Source organism: Paenibacillus sp. 01T424 (assembly GCF_056398745.1).
In genome coordinates this window covers 83,634-102,616 of record NZ_JBFTPZ010000020.1, presented here as the reverse complement: position 1 = coordinate 102,616, position 18,983 = coordinate 83,634, and the positions used below count along the sequence as shown (strand labels likewise).

At 41.9% G+C, this 18,983-nt stretch carries 19 protein-coding genes and 1 riboswitch; of the genes, 15 read left to right on the top strand and 4 right to left on the bottom strand.

Going from position 1 to position 18,983, the window contains the following annotated elements:
* The first annotated feature begins 37 nt into the window (after window positions 1-37).
* Together galE and AC1DPK_RS16775 are read left to right on the top strand one after the other, a co-directional pair.
* On the top strand, window positions 38-1,087 hold the full coding sequence (gene galE / locus AC1DPK_RS16780) for a UDP-glucose 4-epimerase GalE (RefSeq protein WP_477511038.1): 1,050 nt from the start codon (window positions 38-40) through the stop codon (window positions 1,085-1,087).
* Window positions 1,088-1,280: 193 nt separating this feature from the next.
* Window positions 1,281-1,364, top strand: a riboswitch (cyclic di-GMP riboswitch).
* A gap of 16 nt (window positions 1,365-1,380) precedes the next feature.
* Window positions 1,381-1,542 (top strand): anti-repressor SinI family protein, encoded by a 162-nt coding sequence (locus tag AC1DPK_RS16775; RefSeq protein WP_144376746.1) that lies wholly within the window; start codon window positions 1,381-1,383, stop codon window positions 1,540-1,542.
* A gap of 14 nt (window positions 1,543-1,556) precedes the next feature.
* Here AC1DPK_RS16775 and AC1DPK_RS16770 read toward each other — a convergent pair whose 3' ends face one another.
* Entirely contained in the window at window positions 1,557-1,889 is a 333-nt protein-coding gene (locus AC1DPK_RS16770; protein WP_477511037.1) for a helix-turn-helix domain-containing protein, read from the bottom strand.
* A gap of 405 nt (window positions 1,890-2,294) precedes the next feature.
* Between AC1DPK_RS16770 and AC1DPK_RS16765 the strand changes: the two genes are divergently transcribed.
* From AC1DPK_RS16765 to AC1DPK_RS16735, 7 genes are all read left to right on the top strand, one after another.
* Window positions 2,295-4,235: a lasso peptide isopeptide bond-forming cyclase gene (locus tag AC1DPK_RS16765; RefSeq protein WP_477511036.1), complete on the top strand. Its 1,941-nt coding sequence runs from the start codon at window positions 2,295-2,297 to the stop codon at window positions 4,233-4,235.
* A 14-nt stretch (window positions 4,236-4,249) separates the two neighbouring features.
* Window positions 4,250-4,393: a paeninodin family lasso peptide gene (locus AC1DPK_RS16760; RefSeq protein ID WP_477511035.1), complete on the top strand. Its 144-nt coding sequence runs from the start codon at window positions 4,250-4,252 to the stop codon at window positions 4,391-4,393.
* A 93-nt stretch (window positions 4,394-4,486) separates the two neighbouring features.
* Window positions 4,487-5,410, top strand: coding sequence for an aldolase (locus tag AC1DPK_RS16755; RefSeq protein WP_477511034.1), 924 nt, complete (start codon window positions 4,487-4,489; stop codon window positions 5,408-5,410).
* A 3-nt stretch (window positions 5,411-5,413) separates the two neighbouring features.
* Window positions 5,414-5,722: a lasso peptide biosynthesis PqqD family chaperone gene (locus AC1DPK_RS16750; protein ID WP_477511033.1), complete on the top strand. Its 309-nt coding sequence runs from the start codon at window positions 5,414-5,416 to the stop codon at window positions 5,720-5,722.
* 15 nt (window positions 5,723-5,737) lie between these two features.
* The gene (locus tag AC1DPK_RS16745; RefSeq protein ID WP_477511032.1) at window positions 5,738-6,196 is read left to right on the top strand and encodes a lasso peptide biosynthesis B2 protein; all 459 of its coding nucleotides are present in this window, start codon (window positions 5,738-5,740) and stop codon (window positions 6,194-6,196) included.
* Between the two features lie 20 nt (window positions 6,197-6,216).
* Window positions 6,217-8,022: an ABC transporter ATP-binding protein gene (locus AC1DPK_RS16740; RefSeq protein ID WP_477511031.1), complete on the top strand. Its 1,806-nt coding sequence runs from the start codon at window positions 6,217-6,219 to the stop codon at window positions 8,020-8,022.
* Between the two features lie 109 nt (window positions 8,023-8,131).
* Window positions 8,132-8,896: a metallophosphoesterase gene (locus tag AC1DPK_RS16735; protein WP_477511030.1), complete on the top strand. Its 765-nt coding sequence runs from the start codon at window positions 8,132-8,134 to the stop codon at window positions 8,894-8,896.
* Window positions 8,897-8,916: 20 nt separating this feature from the next.
* Here AC1DPK_RS16735 and AC1DPK_RS16730 read toward each other — a convergent pair whose 3' ends face one another.
* A complete protein-coding gene (locus AC1DPK_RS16730) occupies window positions 8,917-9,804 on the bottom strand; it encodes a helix-turn-helix domain-containing protein (RefSeq protein WP_441878931.1) in 888 nt (295 codons plus the stop codon).
* 125 nt (window positions 9,805-9,929) lie between these two features.
* Between AC1DPK_RS16730 and AC1DPK_RS16725 the strand changes: the two genes are divergently transcribed.
* Both AC1DPK_RS16725 and AC1DPK_RS16720 read left to right on the top strand, forming a co-directional pair.
* Window positions 9,930-10,706: a phytanoyl-CoA dioxygenase family protein gene (locus AC1DPK_RS16725; RefSeq protein WP_441878929.1), complete on the top strand. Its 777-nt coding sequence runs from the start codon at window positions 9,930-9,932 to the stop codon at window positions 10,704-10,706.
* A 310-nt stretch (window positions 10,707-11,016) separates the two neighbouring features.
* On the top strand, window positions 11,017-12,372 hold the full coding sequence (locus AC1DPK_RS16720; RefSeq protein ID WP_076267838.1) for a dicarboxylate/amino acid:cation symporter: 1,356 nt from the start codon (window positions 11,017-11,019) through the stop codon (window positions 12,370-12,372).
* 171 nt (window positions 12,373-12,543) lie between these two features.
* On the opposite strand, the gene AC1DPK_RS16715 is transcribed toward AC1DPK_RS16720, so the two are convergent.
* Both AC1DPK_RS16715 and AC1DPK_RS16710 read right to left on the bottom strand, forming a co-directional pair.
* Window positions 12,544-12,822, bottom strand: a complete 279-nt coding sequence (locus AC1DPK_RS16715) for a hypothetical protein (RefSeq protein WP_339207766.1) — start codon at window positions 12,820-12,822, stop codon at window positions 12,544-12,546.
* A 50-nt stretch (window positions 12,823-12,872) separates the two neighbouring features.
* Complete coding sequence (locus tag AC1DPK_RS16710; protein WP_179089790.1) at window positions 12,873-13,169, bottom strand: DUF3055 domain-containing protein; 297 nt, start codon at window positions 13,167-13,169, stop codon at window positions 12,873-12,875.
* Window positions 13,170-13,294: 125 nt separating this feature from the next.
* Between AC1DPK_RS16710 and AC1DPK_RS16705 the strand changes: the two genes are divergently transcribed.
* From AC1DPK_RS16705 to AC1DPK_RS16690, 4 genes are all read left to right on the top strand, one after another.
* Window positions 13,295-13,981 (top strand): GntR family transcriptional regulator, encoded by a 687-nt coding sequence (locus AC1DPK_RS16705; protein WP_441878926.1) that lies wholly within the window; start codon window positions 13,295-13,297, stop codon window positions 13,979-13,981.
* Window positions 13,982-14,138: 157 nt separating this feature from the next.
* Entirely contained in the window at window positions 14,139-15,293 is a 1,155-nt protein-coding gene (locus AC1DPK_RS16700; RefSeq protein ID WP_477511029.1) for a Gfo/Idh/MocA family protein, read from the top strand.
* A 13-nt stretch (window positions 15,294-15,306) separates the two neighbouring features.
* Window positions 15,307-16,548, top strand: a complete 1,242-nt coding sequence (locus tag AC1DPK_RS16695) for a DUF6807 domain-containing protein (protein WP_477511028.1) — start codon at window positions 15,307-15,309, stop codon at window positions 16,546-16,548.
* A 135-nt stretch (window positions 16,549-16,683) separates the two neighbouring features.
* On the top strand, window positions 16,684-18,900 hold the full coding sequence (locus tag AC1DPK_RS16690; RefSeq protein ID WP_477511056.1) for a helix-turn-helix domain-containing protein: 2,217 nt from the start codon (window positions 16,684-16,686) through the stop codon (window positions 18,898-18,900).
* Window positions 18,901-18,983 lie beyond the last annotated feature (83 nt).

Genomic DNA, 18,983 nt, shown 5'->3' with positions numbered 1-18,983 from the left:
ACTTTTCTTATAATGAAGGCTGAGAGGGGTCAATGAAATGGCTATCTTAATTACGGGTGGAGCAGGTTATATTGGAAGTCATACATGTGTGGAACTTCTTGAAGCAGGGTATGAGGTAGTTATTGTTGATAATTTGTCAAATAGCAGCTACATCTCATTAAACAGAGTTGCAGAAATTACAAACAAAGCCTTTACATTTTATCAAATGGATCTAATGGATCAAATCGGACTTGAAGGTGTTTTCACCAGACATACAATTGATGCAGTAATTCACTTTGCAGGATTGAAGGCAGTAGGTGAATCTGTGCAATTGCCACTGTCTTATTATCACACTAATATTACTAGCACTTTAATCCTGTGTGAGGTTATGAAGAAGTATGGTGTTCATAAGCTTGTATTCAGCTCCTCTGCAACGGTATATGGTCGACCGGAACATGTGCCGATTGAAGAAAGTTCTTCGCTTGGAGCAACGAATCCTTACGGAAGAACAAAGCTCATGCTAGAACAAATTTTACAGGATTTAGCGGAGTCTAACGAGCAATGGGGGATTTCAATTTTACGATACTTTAACCCAATTGGTGCACATAAAAGTGGAAGAATTGGCGAGAATCCTAATGGTATTCCTAATAACCTTATGCCATACATATCTCAGGTAGCTGTAGGCAGGCTTAAAAAAGTTAATATTTTTGGAGATGACTATCCAACCATAGACGGCACAGGCGTAAGGGATTATATTCATGTCGTGGATCTTGCGAGAGGACATCTATGTGCACTGGAAAAAATCATGAACAAATCAGGTGTGGATATATTTAATCTCGGAACTGGGCGCGGGTATAGTGTATTAGAGATGATTAATGCATTCGAGAAGGTATCGGGACGAAGTATTCCATATTCATTTACAGATCGTAGACCAGGAGATATTGCCATTTGTTATGCAAATACGATGCTTGCAAACGCGGAGTTGAATTGGGTTGCGACACTTGGGATAGAGGAGATGTGCGCTGACTCATGGCGCTGGCAATATTTGAATCCAAATGGTTATGAGGAAGAGACCACTAGAGATTCCATTAAAGAATTAACATCATAATTAAAAGCTGAGTAATAATTAAATACAATTAGGTCTGTTTTCTATGTCTGTTGATAGCTCTTACCTATTTCTCGTTCCGTTTAACATTACTTAAATAAATTCGACAAAAAATGTAATTATCTATCATTTTTGTGAGACATGAAGCGACAGTATGCGCACTTGTGGTGATTTATAATACATCTATAAACGAATGACAAGCATGGGAGACGTTGAAATGCGTTTAGTATCTGGGCACCTTAAACGCATGGAGTCAGTGGTGCAACCGTCCTGAAATGAATGGGGGACATGGGAAGATGGTACTAGCTAAAGCAGAAGATATTCAGGAATTGGATATGGAATGGGTAACATTAATCATGAAAGCACGTTCTTTGGGATTCAGCAAGGACGAAGTAAGGAAAGTATTGCTTTGTCTTGAAGAAAGTAAGGATAATGATGTGCAAGTAACGGCTGTATAAAAGTGGAAAAAGCGCTATTCGCGCTTAATTTTCCATTTATTAAATTCTAAAAACTCTTTAAATTGATCTTTGCTCACACCGGAAGCCATAGCTTCTCTTACTAAATCAGCCCACTCGTTGTCTAAATTGTCGGGTTTGCGATCATTTTTTTCATCGGTATTTAAAAAATCTTCAACCGTCACATTCAATACGGCGCCTACCTTTTCGAGGAATTGAATCGAAGGATTTTGCTGGAGCCCTCGTTCAATGGAGCTTAAATAAGATTTAGCGACGCCCGCCCGTTGGGATAACTCTGTAAGGGATAGGCCATTTCTCTTGCGCAGCAGTTGAATGCGTTCTCCAATCATAACAAATTCCTCCGTTATCACATCGTTGTAGACTATTTCTATTATAACGAATTATTCTTAATTACGAAAGGTTGTTAGCTATAACGCACTTATTTTTTTATTCAAACATTAAAACCACTTATTTTAATAATGAGTGGTTATTTTTTTATTTATAAGAGTACTATGTAGAGTTGAAAAAAATGTTTTTATTGTAAAATACTCAGGCGAAAAACTAATCGACATTTTGTTTTTAATAAAGAACAAAAACTATGAATTTTTTGCAGTTTATCGTAGAAAAGTCATTGACAAAGGTTTATTTCAGGTGTAATATTCAAATATGTTCTTTATAAAGAACTAAAAACAAATGCCTAATTTTTGAAACAAGTACGTTAATAAAACAAATTCGATGACCACCCGGAGGCCACGATGAGCGCCATCGCAGGAGTTTTTCATACCGGCAAGGAAAGTTTGGCATGGCAGCAGGGCGATGCTTTAATGGAGGCACTTTCTCAGTTTCCATGTAATACAGCTCAAGCTTGGCATGACGATAATATATTTTTAGGTTGTCATAATCAATGGATTACACCTGAGTCGATCAATGAACGTAATCCTTTTTTGGATGATGAACGAGGGCTTGTTATAACTGCAGATGCAATTATTGATAACCGCATAGAATTATTCAACCGACTCGGAGTAGAGCAGCAATTAAGAAGAAATATGACGGATAGCGAGCTAATTTTATTAGCTTATGATAAATGGGGGGATAGAACACCTATTTATTTAGCTGGTGATTACGCCTTCCTAATCTGGGATTGTAGAAGACAAAAGCTGTTTGGTGCTAGAGACTTCTCCGGAGGTCGCACGCTCTATTATCATCGAAATAATGAGCGTGTTGCCTTTTGTACAACAATTGAACCCTTACTTACATTGCTGGGTAAGGAGAGATTGTTAAATGAACAATGGCTTGCTGAGTTTCTGGCTATTTCTGGCATGGTTGACGTTGCGGATGCATCCAAGACGGCTTATCGGAATATTGAGCAGCTCCCTCCATCTCATACGATAACGATAACTGCAGGACGAATTACTCTTGCAAGATATCACCAACTGAGACCAGATGAAGTCGTACGCTTTAAATCAAATGATGAGTATGTTGAGGCATTTCAGGATGTGTTTCAACAAGCTGTTACTTCAAGGCTGCGGACACATCGTAATGTCGGAGCACAGCTTAGCGGCGGTTTGGATTCAGGCTCTATTGTTGGCTTTGCTTCAAAGGCATTGCGACCGCAAAATAAAAGTCTGCACACGTTCAGCTACGTACCTACAAGCGACTTTGTTGATTATACACCCAAATCAATGCTGACTAATGAAAGACCACTTATTGAATCGACTGTTGGGCATGTGGGAGGTATTGAAGAGCACTACCTAGATTTTCAAGGGAGAGATTCTTACTCCGAAATCGACGGGTTTCTAAATATTATGGAAATGCCTTATAAGTTTTTCGAGAATTCTTTCTGGATGAAAGGAATGTTTGAGAAAGCAGAGGAGCAAGGAGTTGGTGTGCTGCTTAATGGTGGCAGAGGCAATTTGTCAATCTCGTGGGGAGATGCCATTCCTTATTACGCCACATTGTTGAAAAAAATGAGATGGATCAAGCTGCTTCGAGAAATGCGTCAGTATAGTCTGAATATCGGTTCTGGTCGTGCTCATGTATTTTCAAATGTAAGCCGTACTGCTTTCCCCTTTATAGATCAATTGCGCCCCATTGGAGAAAATTATCATTATCCTATGATTATTCATCCCGATTTCGCCAAAAGGACCGATGTATTTAATCGGCTTAGTGAATATGGAATTGATGCTTCTGGATGGTTTGCAGCCAAAAATGTGTACGATGAAAGAAGAAGCCATTTTGATGAAGTCTATCATTGGAATGCAGGCAATACGCTTTCGACAAAACTTTCATTAAGACACTCATTATGGAAGCGAGACCCCACTAATGATATACGAGTCATTCGTTTTTGCTTGTCACTACCAGAGGATCAGTACGTTCAGAATGGAATGGATCGAGCCCTGATAAGACGTGCAACTCATAATTTATTGCCCGACAGTGTAAGGTTGAATCAGCGCACAAGAGGAGTGCAGGGAGCGGATTGGGTTCATCGTATGCGTCCCAAATGGCAAGCATTCACAGATGAGCTGAGAAAAATGAGCCAAGATCGAGAATTCATGCAATTTGTTGATTGCAATGTGATCCAATCAGCGCTAGCACAAATTGAGCAAGGTGCTCAATCTAAGCTTGCGCTTGATCCGAATTACAGATTATTGATGCGCAGCCTAATCGTTTATCGCTTTCTTATAAAATTGAATTGAAGGGAGGTGACAAAATGCAAACGAAAAAACAATGGAATAAACCTGAATTAGAGGTCCTTCATGTACATATGACTGCGGCTTCTACTAAAAACGGTCCACTTACTGATGAGGCTTATATACCAGGTAAATGGTCTGAAAACCCACGTTTTACTAGCTAAGGAATTATGTGTGTTATGAAGAAGAAGGTCCTTATACTTAAGTAGTATAAGGACCTTCTAATTATTACTAAGGAAATTGATGGAGTGAGGACCTTGCAGCTGACGGGAACGAAAAAGGTGTATAGTGCGTTTGGACTAACGATCGAGAGCGAAATTCCATTGCCGGAATTGACTCCTATTTTAGGAGACCGTAAGCCAATAGACATAACAATTCTAATCGATAGCTCTTTTACAGAAATGATTGAACTGGAGCCTTATGATTTTGTTGTTGAGAAAAACGTTGTAACAGTAAATATGCCGGACGCGGGAGTTTTTCGGATCCAAAATGGTAATCAGATCATCATATCACCTAATAAAGGTGCAGATGATGATCTGATTAGAATTTATGTTCTCGGTACCTGTATTGGTGCACTGCTATTTCAACGCAGCATGTACCCGTTGCATGGAAGTGCAATTGCCATCAATGGTAAAGCTTATGCATTCGTTGGTCATTCCGGTGCTGGGAAATCGACTTTAGCTTCAGCTTTTATTAGACGGGGTTATTCGCTCTTGAGTGATGATATTATTGCTGTGACACGGGATTCCTTAGATCAAATGCCATTAGTTATCCCAGCTTACCCGCAGCAAAAGCTATGGCAGCAAAGCTTAGACGCATTTGGTGTAAACAACGAAGAACTTCGATCTATTTATGGAAGAGAGAATAAATTTTGTCTTCCAATCGAGGCAGACTTTTGTTCTAATGTATTGCCGCTTGGAGGGATATTCGAGCTTGTAATAACGGAATCAGATCAGGTGTCAATTGTTCCTGTTCATAAACTTGCTCGCCTAGACCTCTTATTTCAACATACATATCGACAATTTTTAGTGCAAAAGCTAGGACTAACGCGGTGGCATTTCACTAAATCTGCCTTACTCGCTGAGGAATTGCCTATTTATCAGGTGCAAAGACCTATCGCAAGGTTTACCGCTCCTGAGCTTGTCGAACTCGTTTTACAAACCATATCTACGGGGGATTAGAAGATGACAAAGAGCCAAGCAATTACGATTCAAACATTAGAGTTACAGCAGCTGATTATGCAAGATAGCAACAATATTGTAAGTGATATGGGCGGAGAAAAGGTGATTTTGAGTATTGAGAATGGTAAATATTATAATTTGGGTGTAATGGGCAGCCAAATATGGAATCTGATTAAACAGCCTGCAACGGTATCAGAAGTAGTTGAAGCTTTACTTCAAGAATTTGATGTTGCTAGAGAAGTGTGTGAAGAGCAAGTGCTTTCTTTTTTGTCTCATCTACTTGAAGAACGACTCGTTTATATAAAAGATTAAATATATGGTGATGTCATGGGGAAGTTGATGAAATTAAAAGCATTGTTTTCATTGGATTTCAAAACACTATTTCTATTAATAGAGGCAACATTATTACTAGGATACGCTCGTATACGGATTCTAATTCAGCCGTTTTCTAAAATCGCTCCTACTCTTGGGCAATACATGAAAGAAACGGAGAGTGATGCTGAAGCAGAGCATAGAAAAACATTAGTGCAAATCCGTTATGTTCTTCAAGTTGCAAGCAGAAATACGCCTTGGGATAGTAAATGTTTAGCTCGAGCAATAGCTGGCATGCAAATGCTGGAGAGACGTAAAATAAGCAGTACACTTTATTTAGGTACAACAAAAGATGAAGCCGGCAAGTTGATTGCTCATGCCTGGCTGCGAAGCGGAGCCCTTTATATTACAGGTTCAGAAGAAATGCATCGATTTACGGTCACCGGTATGTTTGCTAATGTAACCTATTCCTAAAGACGGAAAGTGATGAAGCGATGAATCATCTAATGTATTTTTCCAAAAAGCTGCATGCATACGGAGGCAAGATTCTATACTTGAATCTCATAGGCATGATGCTTGTTGGACTTCTTGATGGCGCGAGCATGCTGTTGCTAGCCCCTTTACTTAGTGTGATTGGAATAGTGAACATTCCACTTGCATCATTACCAGGTTTATCTTTATTAGCTTCGTTACAGGAGCTTCCCAAAGAAAGGGCCTTATTTATTATTTTAACGATATATATTTTGATTGTCGCTCTTCAAGCAGTAATTGGTCGTAATTTAAGCTTAAGAGAAATAAGAATACACACTGGTTTTGTTAATCAAATACGTTTAGAGCTTTATCTAGCGCTGTTGCAAGCGAATTGGGGATTTTTTATAAGAAAAAGGAAAACAGACCTTATTAATTCTCTTACTGGTGAACTTTCACGTGTGACGAATGGTGCTTTTCTATTTTTGCAGATGATAACATCTATAGCCTTTACGGTTATTCAAATTGGAATTGCCTTGTTCATATCCATAAAAATGACTTTATTCGTTTTATGTTGTGGGCTTGTTATAGCATTTCTCTCCAGAAGATTTATTAAGCAATCAAGAATGATTGGGAGCACGACGATTGAGCTGGCTCAAAGTTATTTAGCCGGTATTACGGATCATTTTAATGGGATGAAAGATATTAAAAGTAACCTGCTTGAATCATCTCGATATCGTTGGTTGTTAAATTGGTCGAGTGATATCTCACGGGAACGGTATGAAAATTCAAAGGTGCGAAGTAATTCGCAGCTCTTTTACAAGCTGTTTTCAGCTATAATGATTGCTTTTTTTGTTTTCATTTCAGTGATGCTGTTTCAGAGCCAAGGCGGATATTTAGTACTCATCTTGGTCATCTTCTCACGTTTATGGCCACGTTTTACTGGTATTCAAGCCAGCATGGAACAGATTGCTTCCTCTTTGCCTGCTTTTCAAGTTTTGATGGAACTGCAAGAGGAGTGCATAAAGGCCAGAGAATTAGAGGATGTAGGTAGTTTAGGCGGAGAGCATATTTTACCTCTGACACTCCAACACCAGCTCGAATGCCGCCATGTCTATTTTCGGTATGACGAGGAGCAGCCGGAGTATACGCTGGAAGCTATTAATCTGAGCATCCCTGCTAATGGCATGACCGCCATTGTTGGACAGTCAGGCGCGGGAAAAAGCACATTAATTGATCTAATGATGGGACTTATGAAGCCAGAACTTGGTCATGTGCTCATTGACGGCAAGACGCTTACAGATGAGGATCTGTTGTCGTTAAGAAGATCAATCAGTTATGTCCCGCAGGAGCCGTTTCTGTTCCATGGGACGATTAGAGATAACTTAATATTAATCGATCCGAATGCGACGGAAGATCAAATATGGGAAGCGATGGAGTTCTCTTCTGCGGCTGAATTTGTTCGCAAGCTTCCGGATGGCATCGATACGATTATTGGTGATCGTGGAATACGTTTATCAGGCGGGGAGCGTCAGAGACTCGTTTTGGCTAGAGCAATATTAAGAAAGCCATCTATCCTTATTTTGGATGAGGCTACAAGTGCACTAGACAGCTTGAACGAGACAAAAATTCAAGAAGCCATAGAGCGGCTTAAGGGAAAAATGACCGTTATCGTCGTTGCTCATCGCTTATCGACCATTCGGAATGCAGATCAGGTTATCGTGTTGGAAAATGGGAAAATCGTGCAAACGGGCCATTTTATCATGCTCGCTGAGGATAAAAAAGGACTGTTCAGCCGTTTGTTAGGCAACCAGCTGCAAGTAGCTTTATAGTCGTAACTTTACTATACTAATTAGAGTAGTAAAGTTCATGACAGGGACAGGCATTTACTCCTTTGGATAGATTAACTCAGAATTGGTTTCAATGATTAGGAGGACACATTTGGCTATTATACTAACGCTCGGAATAACCGTGCTTCTCTTGTACCTGCTCTTTATCCTCCCAACCCAGTGGTTGAAAATCGAAAAAATTACACATCCCATTGGCATTAACAAACGCATATTGCAAATAAGCGATTTGCATGTAGACAGGCTGCGCATAAGCGCAAAGCGAATTCAGCATGTCATTGCCTCCGTGCAGCCTGACTACATTTTTCTGACCGGCGATTATACGTATAAAGAACACTATTTGACGCGGGTAGGCTATTACTTTAAAGCTATAGCAGACAGCGGAATACCTGTCTATGCAGTGCTCGGAAACCATGATTATGAGCTTCCGCGTTTAAAGAAATTGCTCGATCTATTTGGCGTTTATGGGATTAAGGTGCTGCGTAACGAGAATGTCATGCTCGATGATTTTCAGCTTGTCGGAATCGACGATGACTGCTCTCATCATAGCCGAATCTTACCTTCATTTAGAGGTATGGATGATAGCAAGCCTGTCGTCATTATGACGCATGATCCTAATGTCGTTCTAAAAATTAATCGCCCTTTTCAATATTTAATGGCCGGTCATCTGCATGGGAAGCAGCTGAACGTGCCGTTCTTTTTTGCATTAAAGCCAAAGGGCCCGTTGTCCGTGAAAGGGATCTACAAAGGCCTTCATCACAATAAGGATGGCTCCTTTTACATTTCCAAAGGCATCGGTCAAGCAGGCGTTAACGCAAGGTTTATGGTCAGAAGCGAGATTACGATTCATGACCTATAATCAATGAATCAGAGATGCATCTAGTCATCATCGGTATTTCTGCGGCTTGCCTCGCGAAAGGCAGCTGGAGGAATGCCTTTTGCTTCGGCAAACGTTCGGGAGAAATAATGTACGGATGAGAAGCCGCAGCGCTCAGCGATGGTTTTAATCGGCGTTGCTGTTTGTGATAGCAGCTGCTCCGCCACGCGGACTCGCTCATGTCTAACAAGCATGGAGAACGATTCATGAACGCTTTGCGAAAAAAGCCTAGATAGATGGCGCTCCGACACATTAATGTAGCGGGCAACCTCCGATAAGCTCAAATTAGCGCCTAAATTATCGCGTATGTACAGCTTTGCGCGGCTAATGAGGATAGCTGCATTGGATGCGGGCAAAATGATTTCTGTATTTTTGTTCCTCCCACCTACAATTGTAGGAAACGTTAGGATCAAGGCATGTGCCAGCTGATTCAGCAAGGCGATTGGCACAGCGAACATTTCTTCGCTTGGAATGAGCAGCGATTTCCAAATTTGAGCTGTTGGAGAATGCTGCTGGTTTTCAATCCAAATCGTGCCGCTGTTTAAAGACTGATTGTAATATTCGAATTCATCCGGCTTAGAAAGCTTCTCATCGAGCTCGTAGGCAACATATAATAAATCCAATTGATCTACATCTCTTATTTGATGACGGATATTTGGCCGCGAGCAAAAAAGCACGCCTTCATGCAGAGGATAAGCCGTTCCGCCTTCCTCATAAATACCGGTACCTCCAGCCACGTAACAAACCTCAAAAAAAGAATGCTTATGAACAGCATTTGCAACAAGCTTTGGTACCGCTCCCCAATAATAAACATGGATGGTCAAGCTCTCACCTTGCAGCAATCTTGCATATCTATTTAAGCGTTCCTCGCTTTTTGACCAAACGTACATATGAACGATCAGCTCCTATGGCGTAATAATGCAAAATTATGTCGTTAACAGGTAAATACGATTGCACTATATCCTATCTATAATTAAACCATATTCACATTAATTATACGATAAGGGGAATGAACATGATCACTAATGAAGATGTGCAATTTTATAAAGAAAATGGTTACTTGCTTGTTAGAGGCGTGTTTAACAATGAAGAAGTAGTAGAGATGAGAGCGGCTGTTGAGCGGGTTATTCAACGAGCGGCGCTTGCTCAGGCAGATCATAACCACGCATGGCAAGGAGATTTCCTCCCGCCAGAGCAGCTTAAGAAGCTCGTTCTGAAAGGCTTCCATGATGTGCATTATCATGATGCCTCCTTTACTAAGGCAGTCATTCATCCGAATATGGTATCCGTACTGAATGGAATCATCGGTCCCAATGTACAGCTTCATCACTCCAAAATGCTTGTGAAGCCGCCTGCGAATGGAGCAGCATTTCCTATGCATCAAGATTATCCATATTTCCCTCATAACGACCATTCGATGCTTGCTGCAAGCGTTCATCTTGATGATGCCGATTCAGAAAATGGCTGCTTAGCGGTTATCCCAGGTTCTCATTTGGAAGGACCGCTGAATCATGTGGGAAGACATTATCTCAACCATAAGGAATATCCAATTTCATCTGGAACGCTTTGCCCGGCGAAAGCAGGGGATGTGCTGTTCTTCAACTATTTGACGATACATGGATCGGATGTTAACCGCAGTGACAGAACGAGAAGAAACGTTTTGTTCCAATATCGTGATGCAGCCGACAAACCTTCTGTAAATACTCATTTTGATTGGGGCATGGGCCTTATGGTTAGTGGAGAAAATCTTGATTTCAACAATGTTAAACCAAAATTTGAAATTACGGAGTAACTAATTATACTGAAGTTACGCCACTAAGAGACGTATACAACCGGATGCAAAAGGTTGTTATACGTCTCTTTTTTGTGCGAAGTAATACTTGAAAGAGCTCTACATATTTATAGTATCGAAACTCCAAAAAGCTAAACGAATATTTCTCTGGAAGCTGTGGAAAAATCATATTGACATAAGTTTGAGAACGATGATATATTTGTTTCTGCAAAGTAGAGTATTCTTATCGGAATTAAAAAAGAAATTGATTTTAAGAGTTAATTTTTGCTATTAATCATAATGTGTAGACAGAAAGGATGATTGTTGTATTATGGAAAATAATTTATTGACAGCAATTGAAACAAACTGGATCAGTTTAGTTGTATCAGCAATAATACTTGGCGGTCTTTATTTTATGGCCAAAAAACGTGTAAGCTTCGGAACGAGGGTATTGGTCGCACTTGGCCTTGGCCTTGTGGCAGGTATCATTTTTAACAACTTTAAACTAGATACTGAGGGCGTAGGTACGATTGGCTCCATCTACATTAATTTAATTAAGATGATCGTTATTCCGCTCGTATTTGTTCTCGTTATTAACAGTATTATCTCGATTACGAATCTTGAGTTTCTACGCAAGCTTAGCGTTAAGACGATCAGTTGGTTTCTTGCAACGACAGGTGTAGCCGCAATTATCGGACTTCTAGTAGCATCTGCTATTAATCCGGGTGCAGGCTTCGAGCTTAAAACACCTGAAAATTTTGAAGCGCGTGAAGTTCCAAGCTTTTTCAAAGTGATATTGGATCAAGTGCCTTCGAATCCGATTAACGATGCTGCAGAGGGTAAAGTAGTGCCAATTCTTATTTTCGCACTATTCATTGCTATCGCAATCGTTAAGGTAGGAGCAAAAAATCCGGATTCTGTTCAACCGTTCAAAGCGTTCATTCAATCGGCAACAGTGATTATGCACCAGGTTGTTAAGTTCGTTCTTCGCTTTACACCGTATGGTGTGTATGCCTTGATTGCAGTTATGGCTGCTAGATATGGTTGGGAAACACTCGAACCGCTTGCCATGTTAATTCTTGTAACTTATATCGCATTGCTCTTGCATTTTGTATTCGTCTTTGGCGGCCTTGTATCTTTTGTCGCTAAGGTTAATCCTTTGAAATTTTTCAAAAAAGCATATCCTACGGTAGCGGTAGCGTTCACAACACGCAGCAGCTTTGCAACGCTTCCGGTCAATCTTGAAGTTATTACGAAGCGCCTTCGCATTTCACCAAAAATCGCGAGCTTTGTAGCACCGCTTGGCGCTACAATGAACTTTAACGGCTGCGGCGGGGTTTGGCCGGCTGTTGTAGCAGTATTTATCTCACAAGTTTACGGTGTATCGCTTACTGCAACAGATTATGTACTTATCGTACTTGTTAGTGTAATTTCATCAATTGGTGTAGCAGGCGTACCAGGTCCAGCTTCCATTTCGACAACAGTTGTATTGACAGCAGTTGGACTACCGCTAGAAGGTATTGCACTCGTTGTTGCTGTTGAATCTCTAATTGATATGGGTCGTACGGCTGTTAATGCTACGGGTACTACGGTTACTGCATTGCTTGTAGCAGATTCCGAAGGCGAATTCGATCGTGAAGCATTCAACCGCGGTGACGAAGATGACCTAGAGCTTAATCCTGCATAAACAAACGTATAAATAAGCTTGGAAAAAAGCCCTTGGAAACACGTGATATGACGTGTTATCCAAGGGCTTTGTTTAAATATAAGAAAGTATATAATTTTCTCATACTTATCTTATATTTCACCGTCAAAGCTACTTCAGCGTCTAAGGACGCCGAAGGCGTTTTTGCTTGGTTTAAGGTTCATCATGTACTTCAGGAAAATCATGGTCGTATTCATCTTCACCTGGATAGTCACGAGGCATTCCTGCATGAAGCGCTCGATTCTCATAAGCGAAGCGATTGGATGGTCGCTGATCCACTCTCCAAGGCGTACTTTTTCCTAGCGATTCCATCAGCAGATCAGAGCCATACGGTCCATCCGGAAACTCCTCCGGAATGAGATCGTTGCGCTGCGATTCTACTGTTGATACATCTGTATAGGGCTGGCGATTTTCAGGAACAAATCGATCCATCAGCAGACTCCTCTCAAATGGTATTAGTTTACCATTTTAGTGTACCCTGATTAATCGGTAAAATGCACCGTTCCAACAACAAAGTATAAGAATTGAGCGAGCTCAGCCGCTTCTTCTTCTGTCAGCTTAAACGTATGTTCAAGATAACCTTCCTCTTCAAGGTCATCAGGACCGATAATCGCTGTTTTGCCAAACTGCAAATCAGTAATCAGCTTCTTGCCGTAAAAACGGCTAGTAGATGTAATAGCAAGGTCGAATCGCTTCAAGCTAGGTCCAATAAAAGTGACGTATCTTGTAGACGTTTCTTCCGTGGAATCGGACATAAAATCAAAATCAGGCAACAGCATAAAGTATAGCCTCCAATTCATTAATACAATCATTATACAATATTATGTTCTGCTTTGGCTTATTGCAGTTTATACAAGCTATGGTACATTAGTAATAGCAGTGCCATCAGGAGGGATACAATGATATGAACTACAATTCCGAATCGTCGCGTGATGCAAAAGGATCTATTCGTGACTATGTATACGATAAGCTGAAATCAGATATATTGGATTTGAAACTGGAGCCGGGCCGTTTTATTTCAGAAAAAGATATAATCGAGATGCTGAAGGTTAGCAGAACACCCATTAGGGAAGCATTCGTTAAGCTTTCGCAAGAGGGACTTATTGAAACGATACCCCAGCGAGGTTCATTTATTTCTCTCATTGATCTGGATATGGTGGAAGAGTCACGCTTCGTGCGGGAAACGCTGGAAAGTACGATCGTCAGGCTGGCATGCGAGCAGCTTAAGGCTGAACAAGTGCTGCAGCTGCTAAATTTGATTGCCCTGCAAGAGCTCTGTATCGAAGAAAAAAACTATAAGCGATTGTTTGAGCTCGACGATGAGTTTCACAAAACGATTATCATCGGATGTGGGAAGCTCCGCACATGGAAGCTGCTTCAGGAGCTTAGCGCCCATTACCAGAGGGTGAGGATGCTGCGCCTTGCTGCAAACGATGATTGGCACATCATTTTGAGCCAGCACCGTGCAATCGTAACGGCAATTAAGGACAAGGACGCAGATGCGGCGGAAAAAGTGATGCATGAGCATTTGAATCGTTTTCAACTGGAGAAGGATGAGCTGAAAGAGAAACACCCCGCGTATTTTAAGTARTCATGTGCAATGAAACGGCAGGCAGCCTCATAGGAGGTGTCGGCTGTTTTTTTGATTTTGCTATATATATTCATATAAAAAAGGCATATGCACTTGTCTGAATTAATTGTATACTAGTATTATCAGTTGAGAAAAATGACTAAGGAGATGGAATTATATGATTCGTGTTGCGATTATTGGAACCGGCTCTATATCGTCTGCTCATATCGAAGCTTATCTGGCACTTGGGAACCGCTGCAGTATTGTTGCTTTATACGATATTAATGATGCAAGCGCGCAGGACAAAAAAAAGAAGTTTCAACTGAATTGCGAAATTGTAAACGATTACAAAAATTTGTTGTCGCGTGATGATATCGATTTGGTTTCGATTTGCACACCGCCCTATACACACGCTGATCTGTCCGTAGACTTCCTGCAAGCAGGAAAACATGTCATTGTCGAGAAGCCAATGGCATCTTCGCTGGCTGAATGCGATAGAATGAACGAAGCCGCTGCCGCATCAGGAAAAATTCTTTCCGTTATAAGCCAGAATCGATTTGGCGATGCGGTCATGAAGCTTAAGAGCGTGCTTGATTCTGGGCTTGCAGGACGAATCGTGCATGCGCAGGTAGATTCCTTTTGGTGGCGAGGATATACCTATTACGATTTGTGGTGGCGCGGAACTTGGGAGAAGGAAGGCGGAGGCTGTACGCTGAACCATGCCGTACATCATATCGATATGTTCCAATGGATGATGGGTATGCCTGATAAAGTGACGGCCATTATGGCTAATACTTCCCATGATAATGCAGAAGTTGAGGATTTGTCGGTAGCGATTTTATCCTATCCGCGTGCGATTGCTCAAATCACAAGCTCCGTCGTTCATCACGGACAAGAGCAAAAGCTTATTTTCCAAGGTGAGAAAGCGCGGGTATCCATGCCATGGCAGGTAACCGCTTCATCTGCACAGGAAAACGGTTTTCCTATAGAAAACCCGGAATTGGAGCGGCAAATTGAAGCTGTTGCAGATGGTACAGCTTCCTTAACCTATGTAGGGCACAAAGGCCAGCTGGATAATGTTATAACCGCTATTGAAAACGGCAGCGGTGAAGTACTCGTAACGGGAGTGGAAGGAAGAAAGACGCTTGAGCTTATTACTGCTATTTATCAAGCTTCCAGCACAGGGACAACTGTTGAGCTGCCTATTCGGCCAGACAGCCCTTTTTATACACGGGAAGGGATTATGGCGTCAGCGACTCACTTCTATGAGAAGAAAAACTCCGTTGCAGCGTTCAGCAGCAATCAAATTACGGTAAGCGGAGAAAGCAAATAGGAGGGGATCCGATATGACGTTCGACGAATCGCTGCAGTTTTCCATTCATGCAGGCACTCCGGTCCCAGCCGTTGTTCGAGTAGAAATGGAAGAAACAATGTTTAAGCGGCTTTTGGAATGGTCAGGAAATTGTAATCTATTCGCAGTTAATCATTCGGCAGGTCTTTCGTTTGCATGTCAGTTAAGCCCGTATGCCATGTCAGCAGGGCCGCAAGGTGCAATTGCTGAATGTGCGCTTTATATACTGGTACAGGACGTTTCATTGCCGCTGGAGACCCATTTGTTATTTGAATTAAAAGCTGCTTCAACTGCTGCTCCAGCAGACCGGAAGCATAATCCTTGGAGCGAGCTGCCTGGGGTGTATCTCGATCATCAGGAAGATAATGCAAGAGTTGTCGTAAGCATTGAGGGTAAACTTTTTACTCGGTACCTATATGCGGCTACGAGTGCAAAACCTTACTTTTATCCCTTAATCGGGCCGCATGGAAAGACACTGATCCATGATGGGCCGGACGATCATCTTCATCATCACGGGTTATGGTGGGGACACGATGATGTGAACAGTCATAAGCTGTATCACGAGTTTCGCGGTGAAGGCAGGCAGGTGCACCGGACATTTGTTGTGCTTGCAAGCGGTCCTGTTTTTGGACAAATGACGGCACTGATCGACTGGTTGGACGAGAATGGACGCCTTCTTCTAACAGAAGCTCGAAGTGTCCGCATTTATAATCTGCCTCCAGAATCGAGGTATATGGATCTTACGACACAGTTGTTTGCTGTGAACGGCGATGTCCGGTTCGGAGATACCAAAGAAGGCGGATTTCCATTTATTCGCGTTAACGAGCAAATTAGCGGACATCATCGAGGTGGCCTCACGTCTGCCGAAGGGAAAAAAGGAGAAGCGGACATTTTTGGGTCTGTGACGGAATGGGTTGACTACAGCGGTGAACTGTTTCTCAGCATGCAGCGAGACGGAGATGAAGTGGTCAAGCAGTACACCGAGGCAGGTATTGCGGTTTTCTCCCATCCGGAAAATGAAACTTTTGCTTCTCAATGGTTTGTCCGTGATTATGGCCCTTTCACACCTGCGAATTTCCATTTCTGCGGAGGAAAGCTTTTGCCAGGTGGAGATGCAATAACGATGAAGCACCGTATTTACATTCATGAGGGGAACACAGAAAAAGGCGGAGTAAAGGACAGATACAGTGAATACGCCGAACATGACCGGCAGCTAGCTTCATGGTCTAAGGCATAATCAACAACTGCATGGAGGAGGCCGCGTATTCGCGGTTTCTTTCCTTTGCAGGTAGAGGTTGGCTAGAAGAAGAAACTAGAAACCTCTTTAATTGTAAGCGCTTCATAAATGGACGGGAGGTTGGTTCATTTGAAGATGAACTGGTATTACCGGATGATGCTGTCGTATACGCCGATATTTTTCTTTGTTATTTCATCAGTTATCTTTTTGTTTTTTTCAACGTTAAATAATTCGTCTGAGAAAAAGTATTTAGAAACGAATCAAGCGATCGTGGAGCAGACGATGCAAAATGTGGACGCCAACTTGCAACTGATTGAGCGCAATGTGGTAAGGGAAATGCAGACGGACAAAACGCTGCAAGCTTTTTTTAATGAAAAGCCCAAGTCACTGTATGATTACTTCGTAATTCAAAAAAAGTTAGTTGAAATATCCTCATCTTTGCCGTTCGTTAATTCCATTTATATTTACAGTGATCATACTGGAAAAGTATTATCCGAAGCAGGGATGGTCAAGCTCGAGGCGTTTAAGGACAAACCCTTTTTCGATTCGCATCAATCAAGATCGGCTGCAATGGGCTGGACGAGCCCAAGAGAGTATAGTCAATCTATCCTTGATGATTCCACTCGCAAGGTTGTTTCACTGGTAAAGGCTTACCCATTCGCGTCTGATAAGCAGGGAGCGGTGGTCGTCAATCTTAACGTAAGCTCCATCATCGATTTTATGAATCAATTCAATGGATACGGCGGCACGATTCAACTTCTCGATTGGGAGAAGAAGCCGTTTGAGTCCACTCTGCCTTCTGCCAAGGAAGGCGGTATTTATGCCAGCTCCCCATACACCGGTTGGCAATACTATGCAGACAGCGTGCATGCCAACGAATTTTCCGCCCTCTCATTGTTTTCCAACATGTGGTTTATTATCGTATTTATCATCATCATACTTGCCTTAGTATGGTTTACTTTTATTACGCATGTCTCTTACAAGCCGATCCAGACCATCATGGGTAAAATCGACGGATATGCGGCTCGCAAAAGCCAAGAGCTTGGCATTAAGATGCCCCGAAACGAGTTTAAATTCATCGAAACCGCCATTGATCATTTATTGAAAAAATCGATTGATTATGAGCATCTGCATAAAGAGGATTTGCTGCTCCGTCAACGGAATCTCCTTCAGGAGCTGCTTGTTGGACGATCCATGCTGACCGATCAGGAATGGAAAAAGCAGGCATCGGCACTTGGCTTGCCGCATTCATATGAATACCTTGGCGTCATTGCTCTAGAAATTGACCATTTTGCCGCATTTACCGATAAATATAAAGCCAGTGATCAAAACCTGCTGAAATTTCTTATTGAATCCGCTTTTCGAGAGCTTATGCAGCAGAAGGAATTGCAGATCCAACACGTATGGACAGAGCCTCAGCGAATGGCTTTTGTTGTCCTTTTACAGCAAAGCTCAGAGTCCATTCAAGATAGGCTGGTACAAGTATGCGAGGAATTCCGCAAGTGGATGAACGAGCATTTGGAGTTAACCGTATCTTGCGGAATTGGAGACTTCGTCCATTCGATTCATGATATTGCTGCCGCTTACCGCAGCGCTGCTGAGAATGTATCCTATAAAGCTGTTTTTGGCACAAACAGCGTAATTGATAACCGGTTAAGATGTACAAAACAAACAGGAGAGACACTTCTGTGCTTTCAATCCATATTGGAGCTGTCACGCTCTTGCCGGATGGACGACGGGCAATGGGAAATTAAGCTGAGCCGAATTTTTCTTAAGTTGAAAGGCATGTTAATCTCGCGCGCGGATATTGAAGCGTTCATTCATAATCTAATCCGCCAGCTTGAGAAAGATATGGAAGCATTGCCAAGTGATATCGAGACGATATGGAGCAGCGAATACCGAAGCAGGTTCAGGCAAATCGCGCAGCATGCTGAGACGATCGACGAGCTTGAGATTCAGCTTGCGGCTGTTTTGACTGAACTTGCGGGCGATAGGGATAAGAAAAGGCTGAATGRCAAAAATCATACGATCGCCCTCCAAACGAAGGAATACATCGACCAGCATTACACTGATCCGAGCTTGTCTCTCATTCAAGTCAGCGAGAAGCTTGGTCTAAGCGCGAGAAGCGTTAGTCATTTGTTTAAAGAGGAGCTTGGTGAAAATTTTATCGATTATTTGCTAAAGGTAAGATTCGCACATGCGAAGAACATGCTGCTTGAAACAGATGAGCCTATCCAATGGATTGCTGAACAGGTGGGCTACACACACGTCATTTCCTTCCACCGCGCTTTCAAAAAATTGTTTAATCTACCGCCAGGTGAATATCGAACCATTTATCGGTTAAACGAATGAATGGCAACAAATCTGCCGAATTAATCGGCAGATTTTCTTTTTACTTCCGTAAAGGTTAATCGTCGGAAAATGGTAAAGTCCGC